Here is a 17,513-nt window from a genome sequence, read left to right on the forward strand (position 1 = left end):
GGCAAGGTGCTGTTCAAGGAAGTGAACAAGCATTTGGAGAAAAATGGCCTGATGCTGCGTGAAGGCAGCATTGTTGACGCCACTATTATCTCCGCCCCCAGCTCTACCAAGAACAGCACGGGCAAACGTGATCCGGAAATGCACCAGACCAAGAAGGGCAACGAATGGCATTTCGGGATGAAAATGCACATCGGTGTCGACGATACGCTGGGGCTGATTCACAGCCTTGAGACCACCGCCGCCAACGTTCACGACATCCTACCTACCGGTAAGCTGCTGCACGGCGAAGAGCAACGCGTCTTTGGTGATGCCGGCTATCTTGGGCTTCAAAAACGGGACGAGCACAAGCACCGTGAAAACGTCTCCTGGTTCATCGCCAAACGGCCCGGCACCCGGAAGAAGCTGACCGCCAACAAACTGAAAGCCGAGAAAATCAAAGCCAGTGTTCGCGCCAAGGTGGAGCATCCCTTCCGGTACATCAAACAGGTCTTTGGTTACAGCAAAGTCCGTTATCGCGGCCTGGCCAAGAATACCAACCGGCTGCACTTGCTGGCTGCGTTCAGCAACCTTTTGATGGGTGAAAAATACGTGCTGGCGTAGGGCCAGTGCGCCTGTTTTCCGCCAAAATGGCGGGAAACGGGCAAAAAAACACACAAATAACGGGAAAATAGTGTCTGAATCTTCGGTTTTTTGCCGGTTAAACCCAAAATCGACAAAAATCAGCGGTTATTCAGACCTTCCCTAATTCCAGGTGATATTCCTTTTTAATAATGCTAATCAAATAAAGTTTGTTCCCATAAATGCATAAAAGGCTTTTTTAGTCGGGTCTGGCGCCTCAAAATTAAAAAGCGGGTGATCGCAGTAATGGGCCCTTCGGCCACATCTTTGTTAGCTGTCTGGTAACGGTGGGCAGATCCTCCTGGGGCGAGTCAACGCTGCGGGCCCCGGTGTGGATTTCGCGAATTGGCTCCCGAATGCTTGTTACCATGGGGCCGAAGGCAGACAGCAACTAGCCGAATGCGTCGCCCCGATCATTGCGAACCTCCAGCGTCAGTTTCCCGGAGGGGTTCTTACATTGGTGGTTTTCACGGATTCGGTTACGGGCCCAGAATGGTGCGGGTCATCGGCCAGGCAATCACCAGCGCGAGCAGCACGGCGATGAAGGTAACTAAGAGTACCGCTTTCAAGGGCGCTGCAATATCACTGGCTTTCTGCGCGAGTTTCTTGGCCAGCTCAATCTTCGGGGGCTGCTCGTGCAGCAGGAACCGGATCCCCTCGATTCGGGTGTTAAGGACATTTGCCTCAACCCTTCTGGCCGAGCCGACAATGAGAGGGCGTTCCTTGGACTGGCTCAGGCTCTAGATGCTGAGCCCGGCAATGATCAGTTAGGCGTCTCTTCCTGTCCGCTGAGGTACGGTGCCGGCGGCGCCGATTGTGTGGACGCCTCCACCCGATCGGCGTTGCCCGCTTCCGGCTGGAGATTGTGGCGACGCTTGAGGAGCCTGGCGAATTCGAGCAGCAACACCCGGTCCGTGTCCGGTAGCAAGACAAAGGCGGCGTTCAAGGCGTCCTGCTTGGTATCGAGATGCTTTCGTTCGGCGATGGAGAAGATATCCGCCACCGCCAGATTGAGCGCCTCGGCCAGGCGGTAGAGCAGTTCCAGGCTCGGCTTCGCGAGTCCTCGCTCGATTCTGGACAGGTTACCGACGTGTGAGTCGCAACGCTGGGCCATCTCTGCCAGAGTCATGCCTTGCTGTTTTCTCAAGCGTCTGATCGCCTGCCCTAGATTCATTGGATTTACCTGCTAGCAACACCCTGATCTTACCGGCAAAAACAGAAACAGACAAAGTTGCATTAAGCACATAAATTCGGGGTTGATAAAGCCTTTGCAGCAAACGCCACCGGCTCTGAACGAAGCCAGTCATTGCCGGTGGCTGCCTGCCTTGAAATGCAACCTCACGCCAGACGAAAACGCTCGGAAATGCCTTTCAGATCACTTCCCAGGCTGGCGAGGTCGTTCGACGATACCGCGATTTGCTGGTTGGCGGTGGCGTTCTGGTCGGTAACTTCGCGGATGCTGACCACATTCTTGCTGATGTCCTCGGCCACCGAGGTCTGTTCCTCAACCGCCGTGGCAATCTGCTGGTTCATCGATTGTATGGTCGAAACCGAGGTGACGATGCTGGCCAGAGCCTCGCCCACGGAACGTGAGGCATTCACGGCCGACTCGGCACTCTGGCTGTTGGTGTGCATGTTCTCCACCGCTTCGTTGGCCCGGTTCTGCAGTGCGCTGACCAGGGATTCGATTTCACCGGTGGATTGGTGGGTTCGCTGCGCCAGCCCCCGCACTTCGTCGGCAACCACCGCAAAGCCTCTGCCTTGCTCGCCAGCTCTGGCGGCTTCAATGGCCGCGTTGAGGGCCAGCAGGTTGGTTTGCTCGGCAATCTCACGGATGACATCCAGAATGGTCCCGATATTGGCGCTTTCCTCGCGCAGCCGGCCGATGGACTCGGCGCTCTGGTTAATATCCCGGGACAGTGCCTCGATTCGGGTCATGGCCGTGGATACGGTGTCGTAGCCTTCTTTGGCGCGGGTATCGGTTTCCGAGGCGGCGGTGGCGGCTTCCTCGGCGTTGCGTGCCACGTCCTGGATGGTTGCGGTCATCTGGTTCATGGCGGTGGCCACCTGATCGGTCTGGTCCCGCTGTTGGGTTGCGCCGGCGCTGCTCTGCTCGGTGACGGCCGACAGCTCCTCGGCCGAGCTGGCAACCTGGGCAATGCCGTCGGTAACCTCGCGCACCATGTGCCGAAGGTTTTCGGTCATCGCCTGCATGGCTTCCATCAAACGGCCCAGATCGTCCTTGCGGTCGGCGTGCAGGTTCTGGGTCAGGTCGCCATCGGCAACCCGGGCGGCATGCTCCGAGAGCTGGTCCAGCGGGCGGACAATCGAGCGGGTGATCAGCAGTGCCGAGGCACTCCCCACAATCACGGCAATAATCCCGGTCACCAGCAGAATCAGCGTGGTTGTGTCCCGGGTCTGTTCCGTCTGGGCGCGCCCCAAGGCCAGGGCGGCATCGGCCTGGGCCCGGGCGTCCCGTGCCAGTTCAATGACCCTGGACTCGTCCTGATCCATTGTCGTGGTGGTGCTCTCCCGTGCTGAAGAATCCACGGGGTCGGCCTGCTGTGACACCATGCGTTCGAACGCTTTGCGATACTCGGTCAGATCCTTGGCGATGATTGCCATGGCTTCTTTTTCTTCCGGTGTTTGAAGAACGCCACGTTCGTATTCGGCAAGCTCGATGGCTTCTTCAATGGTACTCAGGGTGCTTTGCGCGTACCTGGGATCGTTGCGGAGAAAGAAGTTTTTTTCGTTCAGCCGGGCCTGGTCAACCAGGTTGTTGAGCCTGGAGACCGCGCGGGTCTGATCATTTTTCTCGAAGAGCTCATTTACGGCTGAGTAGGAAATAATCGAACTGGTAATTAAAAGAAGAAGAATAAGTGCGAAGGCGGATAATAGTTTGGTTTTAACCGATGCGTTTAACAGGAACTGAGTCATGCTCTATACCGTCCGGGTTTTTAGTTATAGAGAACCACTGGCGAATGGTCTGCGAGGCGTTATTTTTTCAGCGCTACTCAAGGACGGTAGAGGGTGTAGTCTGATGTGTCTAATCGGTTGAATTTAAAGGTGGTTCGCTTTTTTCTCTGGTTGCACTTATTTGCATTTCAGTGTGTTTTTCGGGCAAATAAAAGGGTGCTTTTTTATGGTTCCCTTATTATTTTTATGGATCATTTACCCTTGTAATCGTCAGTAAGCCAATAAGAAAAACGGAGTGCCAGGTTTCGTTTTTGGCAGCCTGAAATTGGAGTATGGAATTGTCATGCTTCGAAAAAAACGATCCTTCGGCCCCAAAAAACCGTATTGAACCGACACGCCAACCACGTAAAACTACGTACGACTTTCGTCACCCCTGAAGGACGCCCATGCAGGACGCCCACCCGAATTGCCGGAGTCGGGTCTTCGGACTCATTCTGATTCTGGCCACTGGTCTGGTGTGTTTACCCGCCCAATCCGCCGAAGTATCCCTGACTTCCCTGACGGCCGACCCGAGCAGCGGTCTGGTTGTGTCGGATGCGCTGGGCGATGGCGGCCTGGAGGGCGGTGCTGCCAGGTGCAGCGTTCTCCGGCGTTCTGCCGGAGCGAAGGCGTCGGACCCCATGCCCCTTGGCGGGTATCGTGGGGCAGTGTCCAGCGCCAGTTTTCCGGTGTTGCCCCAGGCGCCGCCCCGGTCCTGATTACCGACCACGCCAAAGGCGCAAGCCGAGGCACAATCACCCCTTTCAATACCACGACTTCCATCACCTGGAGGAACATCCATGGCTATACGGAAGCTGCTGATCGCCAATCGCGGAGAGATTGCGGTCAGGATTGCCCGGGCCTGCAGCGAGCTGGGCATACGCTCGGTTGCTATTCATTCCGAGGCTGACGAGTATTCACTGCACGTCAAGAAAGCCGACGAGGCCTATCAGATCAGCAAGGACCCGCTGTCCGGGTACCTGAACCCCCACCATATTGTGAACATGGCGGTGGAAACCGGCTGCGATGCCCTGCATCCCGGTTACGGCTTCCTGTCCGAGAATGCCGAGCTTGCGGCCATTTGCGAGCAGCGGGGAATTACCTTCGTGGGGCCGTCGGCCAGTGCCATTTCGTCCATGGGCGACAAGACCCAGGCCAGGCAGACAGCAGTGGCGGCGGGTGTTCCCGTGACCCCGGGTTCCGAGGGCAACCTCGAGAACGTTGAGGATGCCGTAGCCCAGGCCGCGGACATTGGCTATCCCGTGATGCTTAAGGCCACCTCTGGCGGTGGCGGTCGGGGTATCCGGCGTTGCGACAACGAGAAGGAGTTGCGGCAGAATTACGAGCGGGTGATCTCCGAGGCCACCAAAGCCTTCGGCAGTGCCGAGGTGTTCCTGGAAAAGTGCATCATTGAGCCCCGGCACATTGAGGTTCAGATCCTCGCCGACACTCACGGCAATGTGGTTCACCTCTATGAGCGGGACTGCTCCATCCAGCGCCGGAACCAGAAACTGATCGAACTGGCGCCCTCACCCCAGCTTGAGGAAAGCCAGCGCGAGTACATAGGCGATCTCGCCAAGCGAGTGGCAAGGCAGTGCGGGTATGTGAACGCCGGCACCGTGGAGTTTCTGCTGGATCACGATGGCAGCTTCTACTTCATGGAAATGAACACCCGGGTGCAGGTGGAGCACACCATCACCGAGGAAATCACCGGGGTGGATATCATCAAGGCCCAGATCCGGATTGCGGCCGGCGAGCCGCTGGGAATCCAACAGGAAGACATCTCCTACCGCGGTTTCGCGGCGCAGTTCCGCATCAACGCGGAAGATCCGAAGAATGGCTTTCTGCCCAGCTTCGGGCGCATCAGCCGGTATTACTCCGCGGGCGGCCCCGGTGTGCGCACCGACGCCAACATGTACACCGGTTACGAGATTCCCCCCTACTACGACTCCATGTGCGCCAAGCTGATTGTCTGGGCCATGGACTGGGAGGAGCTGATTGCCCGGTCCCGTCGTGCCCTCGGTGACATGGGCATCTACGGCGTGCAGACCACCATTCCCTATTACAAGCAGATTCTGGAGCATCCGGACTTCCAGGCCGCGAATTTCAATACCGGCTTTGTGGAGCGTAATCCGCAGCTGCTCGAGTACAGCACCAAGACCCGCCCTGAATCCATCGCCACAGCCATCGCTGCCGCCATCGCAGCCCAGGCGGGCCTGTAAAAGAATATCGGAGAGACCCAATGACCAAGCGCAAGATCCACATTACCGACGTTATTCTCAGGGACGCCCATCAATCCCTGATCGCTACCCGCCTGCGGACCGAAGACATGTTGCCGGCCTGTGAATGGCTGGACCAGGCTGGCTACTGGTCTCTGGAGTGCTGGGGCGGGGCCACCTTTGATGCCTGCGTGCGCTTCCTGAAAGAAGACCCCTGGGAGCGCCTGCGCACCCTTCGCCAGGCCCTGCCCAACACCCGTCTGCAGATGCTGCTGCGGGGCCAGAACCTGCTGGGTTACCGCCATTACGGCGACGATGTGGTGGAAGCCTTTGTGGCCAAGGCCGCCGAGAACGGCATGGACGTGTTCCGTATCTTTGATGCGCTCAACGACGTGCGCAACCTGGAAACCAGCATCAAGGCGGTGAAAAAAGCCGGTAAACACGCCCAGGGCACCATCTGCTACACCGTCAGCCCGGTGCACACCACCGATGCCTACCTCGAGCAGGCCAAAACCATGGCCGAGATGGGCGCCGACAGTATTGCCATCAAGGACATGGCGGGCCTGCTGACCCCGGCGGTGACCGCCGAGCTGGTAAGCAAGCTGAAGAAGACCCTCGATCTGCCGGTGTTCCTGCATTCCCATGCCACCTCGGGTATGGCCCCCATGTGCCAGTGGGCCGCCATGGAAGCGGGCGTGGACCACATCGACACCGCCCTGTCGGCGTTTGCCGGCGGCACCAGCCATCCGCCCACGGAATCCCTGGTGGCGGCGTTGCACGATGCTGGCCTGGAAACCGGTCTCAATCTGGAACTGCTCGACGAAGCCACCCGCTATTTCCGGGAAGTGCGCAAGAAATACCATCAGTTCGAGAGCGCCTACAACGGAGTGGATACCTCCGTGCTGCTGTCCCAGGTGCCGGGCGGCATGATGTCCAACCTGGCCAACCAGTTGAAAGAGCAGGGCGCCCTGGATCGCATCCAGGAGGTGTTCGAGGAGATACCCCGGGTGCGCAAGGATCTGGGCTACCCGCCGCTGGTTACGCCGACTTCACAGATTGTCGGTACCCAGGCGGTGATCAACGTGCTGGCGGGCAAGCGCTACGAGTCCATTACCAATGAGGTCAAAAAATACCTGCAGGGCTGGTACGGCAAGGCGCCTGCAGACGTCGACACAGCGCTTCAGCAGCGGGCCGTGGGCAAGGAGGACCTGATTGAAGAGCGCCCTGCCAACCTGATTCCCCGGGAGCTGGACGAGCTGCGCAAGCAGGTCGGTGACCTGGCGACCAGTGAGGAAGATGTGCTCACCTACGCCATGTTCCCGGACCAGGCGAAGACCTATCTGGAACAGCGTCGCGACGGGACCCTCCAGCCCGAGCCGCTGGAGCCCATCCCCACCGGCTCCTCGGGAGGCGGCGTGTCGACCAAGTTCAAGATCACCGTGCATGGCGAGAGTTACGACATCCATGTGACCGGTGCCAACCCGACCGGGGAGAACGAGCGCCGCTTCTACATGACCGTGGACGGCGTGCCCGAGGAGATCCACCTGGCCTCCCTGGGCGAGGACGGTACCGGTGCCCGTTCCAGTGGGGGGCGCGCTACCGCGACCAAGGAAGGCCACGTAACTACGAGCATGCCCGGAAACATAGTGGATGTGCTGGTCAAAGAAGGCGACCGGGTTCAGGCCGGCGATCCGGTGCTGATCATCGAGGCCATGAAGATGGAGACGGAGGTGAAAGCCACCATTGCTGGAACCGTGGCCAGCGTTGCCATCAAGAAGGGTGACCGGGTGGTACCGGGTGAGGTGCTGGTCGAGATCGAGTAAGCGTCATCAAAGCCGAACCGCCACGCCCAGCGTGGCGGTTTGCCGGTTGTAGTCGTAGCGGGCAATGTTGCTGTTGTTGTCCGTTGTCTGCAGTTTGAGCAGCACCGAAACCCGCTCGGTGGCCTGATATTCTCCTTCCAGGGCAACCTGCACACGGTTGTCCTGCCGTTGTATGGAGAGCAGCCCCTCTGGCACCAGCAACCGGTGGGCGCTTCGGTAGTGGCTGAACCGGTACCCGACGGAGGCGCCGACATCAAACGACGGCGTCAGCGCATAATCCAGGCCCAGCTTCAGGGTGTGCGCGATGGGTGAGACACTGAAAAATTCCCGGCCGGTATCAAAGTTTTCCCGGTCGTCGTATTCCAGGCGGTACTGCGCCTGGCCCAGCCACTTGCCCTGTCGGGCCCGGTAGCGGGCCTCCGCCTGGTAATGCTGGCCATCGTAGGCGTTATACCGGGGGGCGGCGAACACCTGCTCGACGTTCAGCGCCAGACTGCACCGGGCGCTTTCCGAGCCCAGGGCGCAGCCTCTGGTGGTCCATTTTCCGGCCAGCCGGGCTCGTTGTTCGCGGCTGCGATTGCCGAGCCACACCTGATCCGCGCCCAGGCCCAGTTCGAACTTTGCATCCTCCAGGGTTCGCTGCCAGGCTGCCAGCCCCCTTACCAGGTGCGCGTTGAAGCGGTCATTGCCCATGTAATCCCGGCCATAGAGCTGAAGCGTGGTTTTCAGGGCATCCTTGCCTTCTTCCAATGGCGTGCCGGACAGTGCGGCAATGGTTTCTGTGAAGCTGCCGTCGATGGCGCTGGGTGCCGAATCCGGGAACAGACCAATGTTGTTCTCATACCCGGCGGCAATGGACGCGAGCGCCTGCCAGTCCCGTGCAGGCAGAGGAGCCTTCAGGTCTCGCAGTTTGGCCCGGGCCAGTCTGGCAAGGTTTTCCTCAGTGGTTTCGCTGGCGGCGCTGTGGAAGGCTTCCCTGGCCGCGGTCTGGTCATCACGGGCAAGGGCAATCAGGCCGAGGTTATAAAAGGCGAGGGCGCGCTGAGCGGTATCCAGCAGTTTGCGAAACTGCTGTTCGGCCAGATCAAATTCCTCGAGCCGGTAATACAGTACGCCCAGGTTGTAGGTGAGGGCGCGGGATTCAAGTCCCGTGGCGGCGGACTCCAGACGCTGTCGGGCTTCCTCCAGATTGTTGTTGCGGAAGGCTGCGATGCCCGCCTTGAAGTCCTGTCGATAGCGTTCCTCAAGGTGTTCGCCAGCCATGCCATTGAGGCTGGTACCCACCAACAGGACGAATAGAAGAAGCGATCGAGACAGCAAACGCGATCCCCTGGGAGCCGGACAATCCGCAGACGCAAAAAAACGCGCCCGAACCTGCATTACAGGGGGAGCTTAACCCAGACTGACGGTGGAATTCATCCAATAACGTTCCTTAGGAGCAAAAAGCTGAAACTGAATTCATCAGTTTTCGGTCCGGAACCTTGCTGGCAGAGCCCGTCGTTGGTGGTTACTGGTTCAGGGTGTCATTGATGGTGGATTCCGGATCGTCGACAAGATCCAGCCCGGTGTCGGGTAAAGGATCGGTCAGATCCGGATCCGACAGACCCGGGTCTGTAATGCCGTCGAGGGGGTTGTCCAGGACTTCCTCTCCGGGAAGCTCCGAATCCAGGGCATCTCGCGTCTCTCTCGCCTGGGAGGACAGATTGTCGAAACTCTCCCGCGCGTCATTGGCGATCTCGGCCGAATCGAGGGGCTCCAGCGGCGCGTCGTATTCCAGCTCGTTGATCGACTCGGGAATCTGCATCTCCTGCACGAACGACGAATCCAGCGCCTCTTCGTCTTCCACCATGCGCATGGTGACGTCGTAATCCGTCTCGGCCGCGGCCTGGAACGACAAGCTCAGGCACCCCAACAGCAGGGCGGCCATCCACCGTATTCTGTGATTTCTAGTGCGTGTCATGACGATGGCTCCGTTAACTTGCCAATGTCAGTTCTGAAGGTTTTTCTCTTGTCGCCTTCACCCAGGTGAGCTACCAGACTGCCCTCTCCGGGGAACAGAATGTTCACCGGCAGGGCCAGAAGGTTGTCGCCGGGCTTGAGACTGACTTTCCAGCTCACCCGATGCCTTCCAGGGAACGGTGTCAGTTCCATGTTCGGCGGCAGTTCCAGCGTCAGGGTGACGTTCTCAACTGCTTCCTTGGACGTGAAGGCCAGCCGGACCACCTTGTGCTGGCTTTCACCGGGCTGCGCTGGAGACACCACCGATTCCGCCACGACATTACCCTGTGGTTCCGGAGACCGGTTCCATTGCCCTCCCAGGAACACACCGACCACCAGCGCTGCCGCCACGGCCCCACTCCACAGAGGCGTGGACCAACGTCTGGGCTGGTTGTTGGCGCTGTCTGCCAGGGCACGGCCAAGAATGCGGGACTCAAAATCGGGGTCCGTCTCCGGGGCATGATCCCGGGCGATTTCCCGGGCAACGAAGGTCGCAGTGGCGAGCGTTGCAGAACAATCCTTGCAGCCCGCGGCGTGCTCACGCATGGCGCGATCGGCGATCTCCGGAAGTTCTCCGGTCGCCAGGGCATCCACGTTTTGTCTGAATTCGCTGCAGTTCATTGTCTTCACCTCATTGGCAGCCACGTTGTTGCTCTCCAAAAGGTTCCATTTCCGCTTCCAGTTTTGTTCGAAGCAGTGCCCTGACGCGATGCAGGCGGGATTTTATGGTGCCCAGGGGTACGTCGAGAACCTCGGCAATCTCCTCCAGGCGCCAGCCGTCGGAGTCGTGCATCAGCAAAAGCGTGCGTTGATCGGGTTTGAGCTCGCCCACCAGTCGGCGGAGGGTATCCGCGTTTCGCTGGTGCTCGGTTCGCAGCGCCGGGTCAGACTCTGTGTCTGGCAGGGTTTCCAGAAAGGGCGTCTGATCCTCGCGAGTGTCCAGGGCGCTGGCGGAGGTCTCACGCCCTGCTGGACGTTTGCGGATGGTGTCGATGAATTGCCGGTAGGTGACCCGGTGCAGCCAGGGCTTGAGGTCGTCGACCTGCTCCAGTTCGTCCACCTTGGATACCAGCTTGGTGACCACATCCTGCACCAGGTCCTCCGCGTCGTGCTGGTTGCCGGTCAATCGAAAGGCAAAGCCGTGCAGCGCCCGCAGGTGAGGGCGAATGAGAGCCTCAAAACGCTTGGATTTGGACTGGCGGAATGGCAGCAAGGCCAATGGACACCCCTGATCGATACGATGCACACAAAATCTGTGCACGCGAGTCAAATTTACGCAGTAATCAGTCTATCAGCCCGCGCGGGCTGGGGGTATGGCGATAATGTAAAAAAAAGAACGCCAAAAATCTGCTCTGAATCAGATATTTGGGTCCTGCTAGGGGTAGTCTGGCAAAAAAATCTCACATTGTTCTGGAACCTTTGCAATTAGACCTACGTGGTAGGCGGTCAGAAGCGACGGAATCGCTCAACTACAAAAAGACCAAAGGTAACAGAGTATGCTTATCCGCAACGCATTGTTTGTCGCCGTCTCGGCGGCCACACTCGGCCTGACCGGCTGTCTCGAAAGCGGCGGCCAGACCAGCAGGAATGCCAACCCCGATTACCAGATCAGTGGCAGTGGCATCGAACGTGGTACCCATCCGCTGTTTGATCCGCTGGAAACCGAATTCGTCATCCCCAGCGACGCCCTGTTCTACCTGAGCGAGGTGGACGATGGCACCATGCTCAATGGCACCGATCCGGCCAACCCGGTCACCCAGGGTATTGGTTTCCTGGACGGCGCTTCGGTTCTGGCGCCGATTGATGTCAAGATCAGTGCCAGCCTGGACAGTCAGCAAATCCTTGATGCCAGGGGGTTTGTTGAGGTTGAGGGCGTGGTGGTTCCAAACCCCGATCAGAATGTCTTCCTGATTCCCGTTGAATACGCCGGCGGCGACGCTGTATTCCCGGAGGATCTCGAGGCCCCGGGGCTCACGCCGGCGGCACGGTACCGAGAAGCGCTGAAACTCAGGGAGCAGGGCAACACCGCCGAAGCGGACGCCATTTTCAGCGACCTGATTACCGAAAAGCTCCGGGTTGAGCTGCTGGATATCGACGGTGGTCAGAATAACCTGATCCGCATTCTGCCGCTCACGCCTCTGGCGTCAAAGACCCAATACGTGCTGGCGTTGACCAACGATATTGTCGATGCCAACGGCGAACCTCTGGTGGGCTCCCCCACGTATCAGTCGGTCGCCGACCCCGACAAGGTACTGTCCAATGCGGCCTTCCAGCCGTTCCGCGAAGCGATGCTACCCGCGCGTCAACTGGCGGCCGACTACTTCGACTTCAAGCGCGAATATCCGGCATCGTCTGGCTTTGCCCCCACCTTTGACGACGTAACCTATGCCACGGCCATCACCACCACTGCGGTTGAGGATGTGCTGCTGGCCAATGCTGCTCCGGTCACCCACTTCCGGGAGACGCTGCAGGTGTCTCAGCGTCAGCAGGAACTGGGCAAGCTTGTGGCCGGTTTCTATAACCTCAGCAACCAGCCCCTCGATGGTGAGGCCAGCGCGGAAGAGTCCAGCGTTAACACGGCGATCTACACCAAGCTTACCGATCCGGCGTTCCGGCTATACGACGAGGGCCTGGCAGGCATTCTGACCGATGCCAATACCAGCGGCACCGTGGTGCTGTATAGCGACGTGGTTGCCGACGTAGAGGCGGATCGCCGCATGGCCCATGCCATTCAAGTGGCCACCGCTGAGGCCACGGACGAAAACATCGATACGGAAACCCGCGCCCAGGCCCTGGCCTCGGCCGCGGCGCCGCTGGTCGATACCCCCAAGCCGCGTACGGTGAGCGTGTTCAGTGAGAAAGAAGGTGGCGATGTAAACCCGGCCCTGCGCCAGCGGATCGAGATTGCTGGAGTTGGTACAGACATTGATATCCGGGTCTATGAGGGCGAAATCACCCTGCCCTATTTCCAGGCATTGCCTGAGGAAGGCAGCGGTACCCCTCTGAAAACCTCTAGCTGGAAGCCTGCGGACTTCACCGGAAACGATCAGCTGGATGCCGCGCCATCAAGCCGCATCTCCTACCGTTTCCCGTTTGCCCGGAAGGTTGCCGATACCACTGTGCCTCTTGTGGTGACCGGGCCGTCAACCACATCCGTACCACCGACCGGTGGCTATCCGGTGATCATCTACCAGCATGCGGCGACCACCGATCGTTCGGCAATCCTGCCGCTGGCAACAGCCGCAGGTCTCACCTGCCTGGCCGATAACACCAAGGACTGCTTCGTGACCATCGGCATTGATCAGCCGCTCCACGGTATCTTCGACACCGGTATCGTCGGACTGTCGCCGATTACCGCCCAGGCCGGGGCGTCGACAGACGCCACCGAGCGACACTTCGGCTTTGCCGCTGACGCCAACCTGAATCCGGTTCCGGCGGGCCAGCTGGAATCGCCGGAATCGGGCACCCTGTTCCTCAACTTTGCCAACTACGCGAATACCCGCGACAACATGCGCCAGGGCGCCCTGGACCTGCTGAACGTCAATGCTTCCCTGCAGGCCATTGAGGACGCGGTCAACGCCTGCGGTTCCTGCACCAATGATCTGCAGATCAACACTAGCCGGGTGTACTTCCTGACGCACTCGCTCAGCGGCATGGGTGGCGCTGCGGTGCCCTACGTCACCAACACGGCGGCCGCCGATAACCCGAACCTGTTCAACATCTCCGCCTCCAACTTCCTCAACACCGGCGGTGGCTTCACGCGCCTGGTCGAGAACTCCCAGTCGGTTGCGCCCCGTGTGCTGCCGGGATTGGATGCGGCGTCGGACGGCCTCCTGAGCCAGGGACGCACCGAGCTGAACATCTACTTCAATGTCTTCCAGGGTCTTCTGGACTCTGCGGACCCGACCGCCTTCGCGCCCCTGTACAAGGATCAGCCGCTGCTGCTGACGGAGATTGTTGGCGTGCCGAACGATCCCGACCGTCCGACCGACGACACCATTCCGAACGCCGCGGATGCCGACCGTTACCTGCTGGGGCCGCTGTCGACCACCATTCCGGAAACCGGCTTTGTGATCGAGGGCGAGAACATGCCGATTGCCGGTACGGATCCCCTGGCTGCGGCCATGAACGCCGAATCCACGCCCCTGGGTACTGGCTTGCCGTTCATTACCCGCTACCTGGAAGGCTCCCACGGTAATCCGATTTCCGCGGGCCAGAAGGAAGCAGACAGCTTCTCTTCCAGTGCCGTGTTCACGGAGATGACCGCGCAGATGCTGGAGCTGTTTACCGACGGCACGGTATCGGTCAGCAATCCCTGCGTCGTGAAGAATGCCAACACCGACGGTACTGACTGCTCGGCCGAAGGCAACACCGATGCTGGTGACGGCAGCTCCGGCGGCGGCTCCGGTGGGGATGGCGGCGACGGCGGTGATGGCGGAACCGGCGACATCATCGGCGACATCTTCGGCATCTGATCCAGAAGCGTTGGCCTAGCGGTCCAGGCCAGGCCAACGCACCACGCCCTTCCACGACAGAAAAAATAACGGCTCTGCCTCGCCGTAGGGGGAGGCTTTGCCCAGAACTTGCGGAGTGAACGCAATGAAAACAATAAACACTGCCCTGGCAAAACCGGTCCGTCTGGCCCTGGCGGTTCAGCTGGCCTGTCTGGCACCGACTGCCGGCGCCTTCAACTTCAGCGTCTACGAGATTGATGCGTCCCTGAGCACAACGCTCACGGCGGGCATCGGTATTCGTCTTGAAGACCAGGACAAATCCCTCATCACCCAGGGCAACCTGGGCCCGGAGTTTGCCTATAGCAACGTTGGCGCGTCGTCCAACAACTTCGATGACGGTAACCTGAACTTCGAGAAAAACGATCCCTATTCCCAGATTGTGCGGGGACGGACAGAGCTGTTCCTGGACTACGCGCCCGACAGCGATACGCTGACCCGGGTGGGCGCCCTGGTTCGTGGCACCTATTACTACGATTACGAGCTCAAGGATAATCCGCGCGCCGTTGATCCGGTGGGTCAGCAGCGGGAACTGAACCCCCAGGCGAAAGACAATGCCGCCGGCGCCGATCTGCTGGACGCCTACGTGTTCACCGACTGGTACTTCGGCGACACGCCGGTGTCGGTGCGTTACGGACGCCAGGTGGTCAACTGGGGCGAGAGCACCTTTATTCTCGGTGGTATCAACGCGGTCAATCCGATCGACGTGCCGGCTTTCCGTGCCCCCGGTGCCGAACTCAAGGACGTGCTGCTGCCGGTGGAAATGCTCTACACCTCGGTGGGTATAACGCCTGAGATCAATGTGGAAGCGTTCGTCCAGACCGATTGGGAACCGTTCCGAATCGATGACTGCGGCACCTTTTTCTCCACCGCAGACGTGGCGGCCGATGGCTGCGGCCCGGTATTGCTGGCGGGCCAGGTGCCGGACTCCCAGGCGTTCGAAGAGGGCTTCATCGCGCCAAGACAGGGAGACAAGGAACCGGGTGATCGCGACCAGTTCGGTGTGGCGGCGCGCTGGTTCGTGACCGAACTCGACGCCGAACTCGGCTTCTTCTATACCCGTTACCACAGCCGCCTGCCCTACATCAGCGGCGTGGTGAACAATCCCTCGGATGCCGACGAAACGCAGCAGTACGACCCGAGCAAGCCGGATGCGCGCTTCCCGAGCTACTTCATCGAGTATCCGAAGGGCATTGATCTGTACGGCATCAGCATCAACACCACGCTGCCGACCGGCACCTCCCTCGGGGCCGAGTACAGCTACCGGCCGAACCTGCCGATCCAGTGGAACACCTTTGAGCTGATCTACGGCGGCCTGCAGCAGCGCGGACCGGATGGCCAGATTGTCTCGAAGCTTGAACAGCGTCGCGCGGAGAAAGGCGGTACCTATGCGGGTACGGCGGTTGAAGGTTACGACCGCTACGGGGTTTCACAGGCCCAGGCCACGGCGATTCACTTCATCGACCGGGTGATGGGCGCTGCCCGCTTCATCATCGTGGCCGAGGTTGGCGCCACCTACGTGCACGACCTGCCCGGCAAATCCGAGGCCCGCTATGGACGCTCCGGTATCTACGGTGTCGGTCCGGTTCCGCTGGAGGGCGAGAGCTTCACCGGTGACTTCTGCAGCCAAAGCCCGGACCCCAATGATCCGACCAAACGCCTGAACATCAACCCCACCAACTGCGGCGGTGATGGCTTTACCACCTCGTTCTCCTGGGGCTACCGGGCGCTGTTTGCCTGGGATTACCCGAGCGCCTTTGCCGGTGTGAACCTGCTGCCGAAGCTCTTCCTGAGCCATGACGTGCAGGGCTATGCGCCGGATCCCGGTGGCAACTTCAAGGAAGGCAACAAGTCCATCGGGCTGGGCCTCGACGCCACCTATCAGAACGCCTACAAGGCGTCGATCAGTTACACCAACTACTTCGGTGGCGAATACAACGAGATCAGTGACCGTGATTTCATCGCCGCTTCCGTTTCCTACTCATTCTGAACAAGACACCACCTAGAGAGGAGTTCACTCCAATGACCATGATGCGAACCATACTGTACGGCGCCATTGCCGGGACTCTGTTGACCTCGGGCGAGGCCCTGGCCGCCGTGTCCCAGCAGGAAGCGGCAAAACTGGGCGACACCCTGACTCCCATGGGTGCCGTCAAGGCGGGTAATGGCGACGAGATTCCCGCCTGGGACGGCGGGCTGGACCAGCCGCCGGCCGACTACAAGGGCGATGGCCGCTACGTGAACCCGTTCCCGGAAGACAAGGAACTGTTCCGGATTGACCAGAGCAACGTCGACCAGTACGCCGAGAACCTGAGCCCGGGCCAGGTGGCCATGATCGAGAAGTACGAGGACTATTTCATCCCCGTCTATCAGACCCGCCGCACCGCGAGCTACCCGGACAAGGTGGAAAAGCAGACCATCGAGAACGCCACCAAGGTGGAGCTGGTGGAAAGCGGCAACGGTCTCAAGAATTACCAGACCGCCACACCGTTCCCCATCCCCCAGAACGGTCTGGAAGCCATTTTCAACCACATTACCCGGTACCGCGGTGGTTCCTTCACCCGGAACGTGGCCCAGGTAACGCCTCAGCCCAACGGCGATTTCAGCCCGGTGAAGTTCACCGAGTACTTCACCGAACGTGTGGCCCTGGAAGATTACGATCCGGCCGAAGACCCCAACGTGATGTTCTATTTCAAGCAGGCGATCACCGCTCCTTCTCGTCTGGCCGGTAACGTTCTGCTGGTTCACGAGACCATCAACCAGGTCAAGGAGCCGCGCCGCGCCTGGCTGTACAACTCCGGTCAGCGTCGCGTGCGCCGGGCTCCGAACGTGGCTTACGACGGACCGGGTACGGCGGCTGACGGTCAGCGTACCTCGGACAACCTGGACCTCTACAACGGCGCCCCGGACAAATACAACTGGGAGCTGGTGGGCAAGAAGGAGATGTACATTCCCTACAACGCTTACCGTCTGGCCAGTGCCGACCTGAGCTATGAAGACATCATCCAGCCCGGCCACATCGACCAGAGCCTGGCCCGCTACGAGCTTCACCGGGTGTGGCACGTCAAGGCAACGCTCAAGGACGGCGAGCGTCACGTGTACGAAGTGCGCGATTTCTACATCGACGAGGACACCTGGCAGATCGCGCTGGTTGACCACTACGACGGACGGGGCAATCTCTGGCGCGTTGCCGAGGCGCATGCCATGCAGATCTACGACGCCAACATCCCGGCGTACGCCTTTGAAACCCTGTACGACCTTCTGTCTGGCCGCTACCTGGTGATGGGGCTGACCAACGAAGAAGAGACGCCCTACGAGTACGACACCGAGCGGAGCTCACGTGAGTACACGCCGGCCGCACTGCGCCGGGCCGGGGTTCGCTGAGAACC

At 59.8% G+C, this 17,513-nt stretch carries 13 protein-coding genes; 7 read left to right on the plus strand and 6 right to left on the minus strand.

Translation table 11 applies throughout. From position 1 onward, the window contains the following. Positions 1-600: IS5 family transposase (locus tag ACFC20_RS01055; protein WP_375191396.1), on the plus strand; the 600-nt coding region annotated here is incomplete at its 5' end. A 781-nt stretch (positions 601-1,381) separates the two neighbouring features. Here ACFC20_RS01055 and ACFC20_RS01060 read toward each other — a convergent pair. Together ACFC20_RS01060 and ACFC20_RS01065 are read right to left on the minus strand one after the other, a co-directional pair. Then, positions 1,382-1,792, minus strand: coding sequence for a helix-turn-helix domain-containing protein (locus ACFC20_RS01060; RefSeq protein ID WP_375191397.1), 411 nt, complete (start codon positions 1,790-1,792; stop codon positions 1,382-1,384). Between the two features lie 164 nt (positions 1,793-1,956). Then, complete coding sequence (locus ACFC20_RS01065) at positions 1,957-3,555, minus strand: methyl-accepting chemotaxis protein (RefSeq protein ID WP_375191398.1); 1,599 nt, start codon at positions 3,553-3,555, stop codon at positions 1,957-1,959. 425 nt (positions 3,556-3,980) lie between these two features. On the opposite strand from ACFC20_RS01065, the gene ACFC20_RS01070 reads away from it, so the two are divergent. The 3 genes from ACFC20_RS01070 (at position 3,981) to oadA (ending at position 7,615) form a co-directional block, all read left to right on the plus strand. Beyond that, entirely contained in the window at positions 3,981-4,292 is a 312-nt protein-coding gene (locus tag ACFC20_RS01070) for a hypothetical protein (protein ID WP_375191399.1), read from the plus strand. Positions 4,293-4,373: 81 nt separating this feature from the next. After that, complete coding sequence (locus ACFC20_RS01075; RefSeq protein WP_091989812.1) at positions 4,374-5,795, plus strand: acetyl-CoA carboxylase biotin carboxylase subunit; 1,422 nt, start codon at positions 4,374-4,376, stop codon at positions 5,793-5,795. 20 nt (positions 5,796-5,815) lie between these two features. Continuing rightward, the gene (gene oadA, locus ACFC20_RS01080; RefSeq protein ID WP_375191400.1) at positions 5,816-7,615 is read left to right on the plus strand and encodes a sodium-extruding oxaloacetate decarboxylase subunit alpha; all 1,800 of its coding nucleotides are present in this window, start codon (positions 5,816-5,818) and stop codon (positions 7,613-7,615) included. A gap of 6 nt (positions 7,616-7,621) precedes the next feature. On the opposite strand, the gene ACFC20_RS01085 is transcribed toward oadA, so the two are convergent. The 4 genes from ACFC20_RS01085 to ACFC20_RS01100 all read right to left on the minus strand — a co-directional run bounded on the left by ACFC20_RS01085 (position 7,622) and on the right by ACFC20_RS01100 (position 10,832). Beyond that, positions 7,622-8,935 (minus strand): hypothetical protein, encoded by a 1,314-nt coding sequence (locus ACFC20_RS01085; protein WP_375191401.1) that lies wholly within the window; start codon positions 8,933-8,935, stop codon positions 7,622-7,624. Positions 8,936-9,122: 187 nt separating this feature from the next. Next, positions 9,123-9,575: a hypothetical protein gene (locus ACFC20_RS01090; protein WP_375191402.1), complete on the minus strand. Its 453-nt coding sequence runs from the start codon at positions 9,573-9,575 to the stop codon at positions 9,123-9,125. Further along, complete coding sequence (locus ACFC20_RS01095) at positions 9,572-10,234, minus strand: zf-HC2 domain-containing protein (protein ID WP_375191403.1); 663 nt, start codon at positions 10,232-10,234, stop codon at positions 9,572-9,574. The genes ACFC20_RS01090 and ACFC20_RS01095 overlap by 4 nt, the downstream gene beginning before the upstream one ends. A 10-nt stretch (positions 10,235-10,244) precedes the next feature. Beyond that, on the minus strand, positions 10,245-10,832 hold the full coding sequence (locus tag ACFC20_RS01100; RefSeq protein WP_375191404.1) for an RNA polymerase sigma factor: 588 nt from the start codon (positions 10,830-10,832) through the stop codon (positions 10,245-10,247). Between the two features lie 277 nt (positions 10,833-11,109). On the opposite strand from ACFC20_RS01100, the gene ACFC20_RS01105 reads away from it, so the two are divergent. The 3 genes from ACFC20_RS01105 (at position 11,110) to ACFC20_RS01115 (ending at position 17,508) form a co-directional block, all read left to right on the plus strand. Further along, a complete protein-coding gene (locus ACFC20_RS01105) occupies positions 11,110-14,088 on the plus strand; it encodes a hypothetical protein (RefSeq protein WP_375191405.1) in 2,979 nt (992 codons plus the stop codon). 124 nt (positions 14,089-14,212) lie between these two features. Further along, positions 14,213-16,114 (plus strand): DUF1302 domain-containing protein, encoded by a 1,902-nt coding sequence (locus ACFC20_RS01110; protein WP_375191406.1) that lies wholly within the window; start codon positions 14,213-14,215, stop codon positions 16,112-16,114. 32 nt (positions 16,115-16,146) lie between these two features. Next, a complete protein-coding gene (locus ACFC20_RS01115; RefSeq protein ID WP_375191407.1) occupies positions 16,147-17,508 on the plus strand; it encodes a DUF1329 domain-containing protein in 1,362 nt (453 codons plus the stop codon). Positions 17,509-17,513: the final 5 nt, after the last annotated feature.

The sequence above is a fragment of the Marinobacter sp. genome (assembly GCF_041984545.1).
Lineage (GTDB): Bacteria > Pseudomonadota > Gammaproteobacteria > Pseudomonadales > Oleiphilaceae > Marinobacter.

Excerpts from the sequence above, each read along its gene's own strand:
- ACFC20_RS01110 (WP_375191406.1), top strand. The coding sequence starts at position 14,213 with ATGAAAACAATAAACACTGCCCTGGCAAAACCGGTCCGTCTGGCCCTG.
- ACFC20_RS01105 (WP_375191405.1), top strand. The coding sequence starts at position 11,110 with ATGCTTATCCGCAACGCATTGTTTGTCGCCGTCTCGGCGGCCACACTC.
- ACFC20_RS01060 (WP_375191397.1), bottom strand. The coding sequence starts at position 1,792 with ATGAATCTAGGGCAGGCGATCAGACGCTTGAGAAAACAGCAAGGCATG.
- ACFC20_RS01115 (WP_375191407.1), top strand. The coding sequence starts at position 16,147 with ATGACCATGATGCGAACCATACTGTACGGCGCCATTGCCGGGACTCTG.
- ACFC20_RS01065 (WP_375191398.1), bottom strand. The coding sequence starts at position 3,555 with ATGACTCAGTTCCTGTTAAACGCATCGGTTAAAACCAAACTATTATCC.
- oadA (WP_375191400.1), top strand. The coding sequence starts at position 5,816 with ATGACCAAGCGCAAGATCCACATTACCGACGTTATTCTCAGGGACGCC.
- ACFC20_RS01075 (WP_091989812.1), top strand. The coding sequence starts at position 4,374 with ATGGCTATACGGAAGCTGCTGATCGCCAATCGCGGAGAGATTGCGGTC.
- ACFC20_RS01070 (WP_375191399.1), top strand. The coding sequence starts at position 3,981 with ATGCAGGACGCCCACCCGAATTGCCGGAGTCGGGTCTTCGGACTCATT.
- ACFC20_RS01095 (WP_375191403.1), bottom strand. The coding sequence starts at position 10,234 with ATGAACTGCAGCGAATTCAGACAAAACGTGGATGCCCTGGCGACCGGA.
- ACFC20_RS01090 (WP_375191402.1), bottom strand. The coding sequence starts at position 9,575 with ATGACACGCACTAGAAATCACAGAATACGGTGGATGGCCGCCCTGCTG.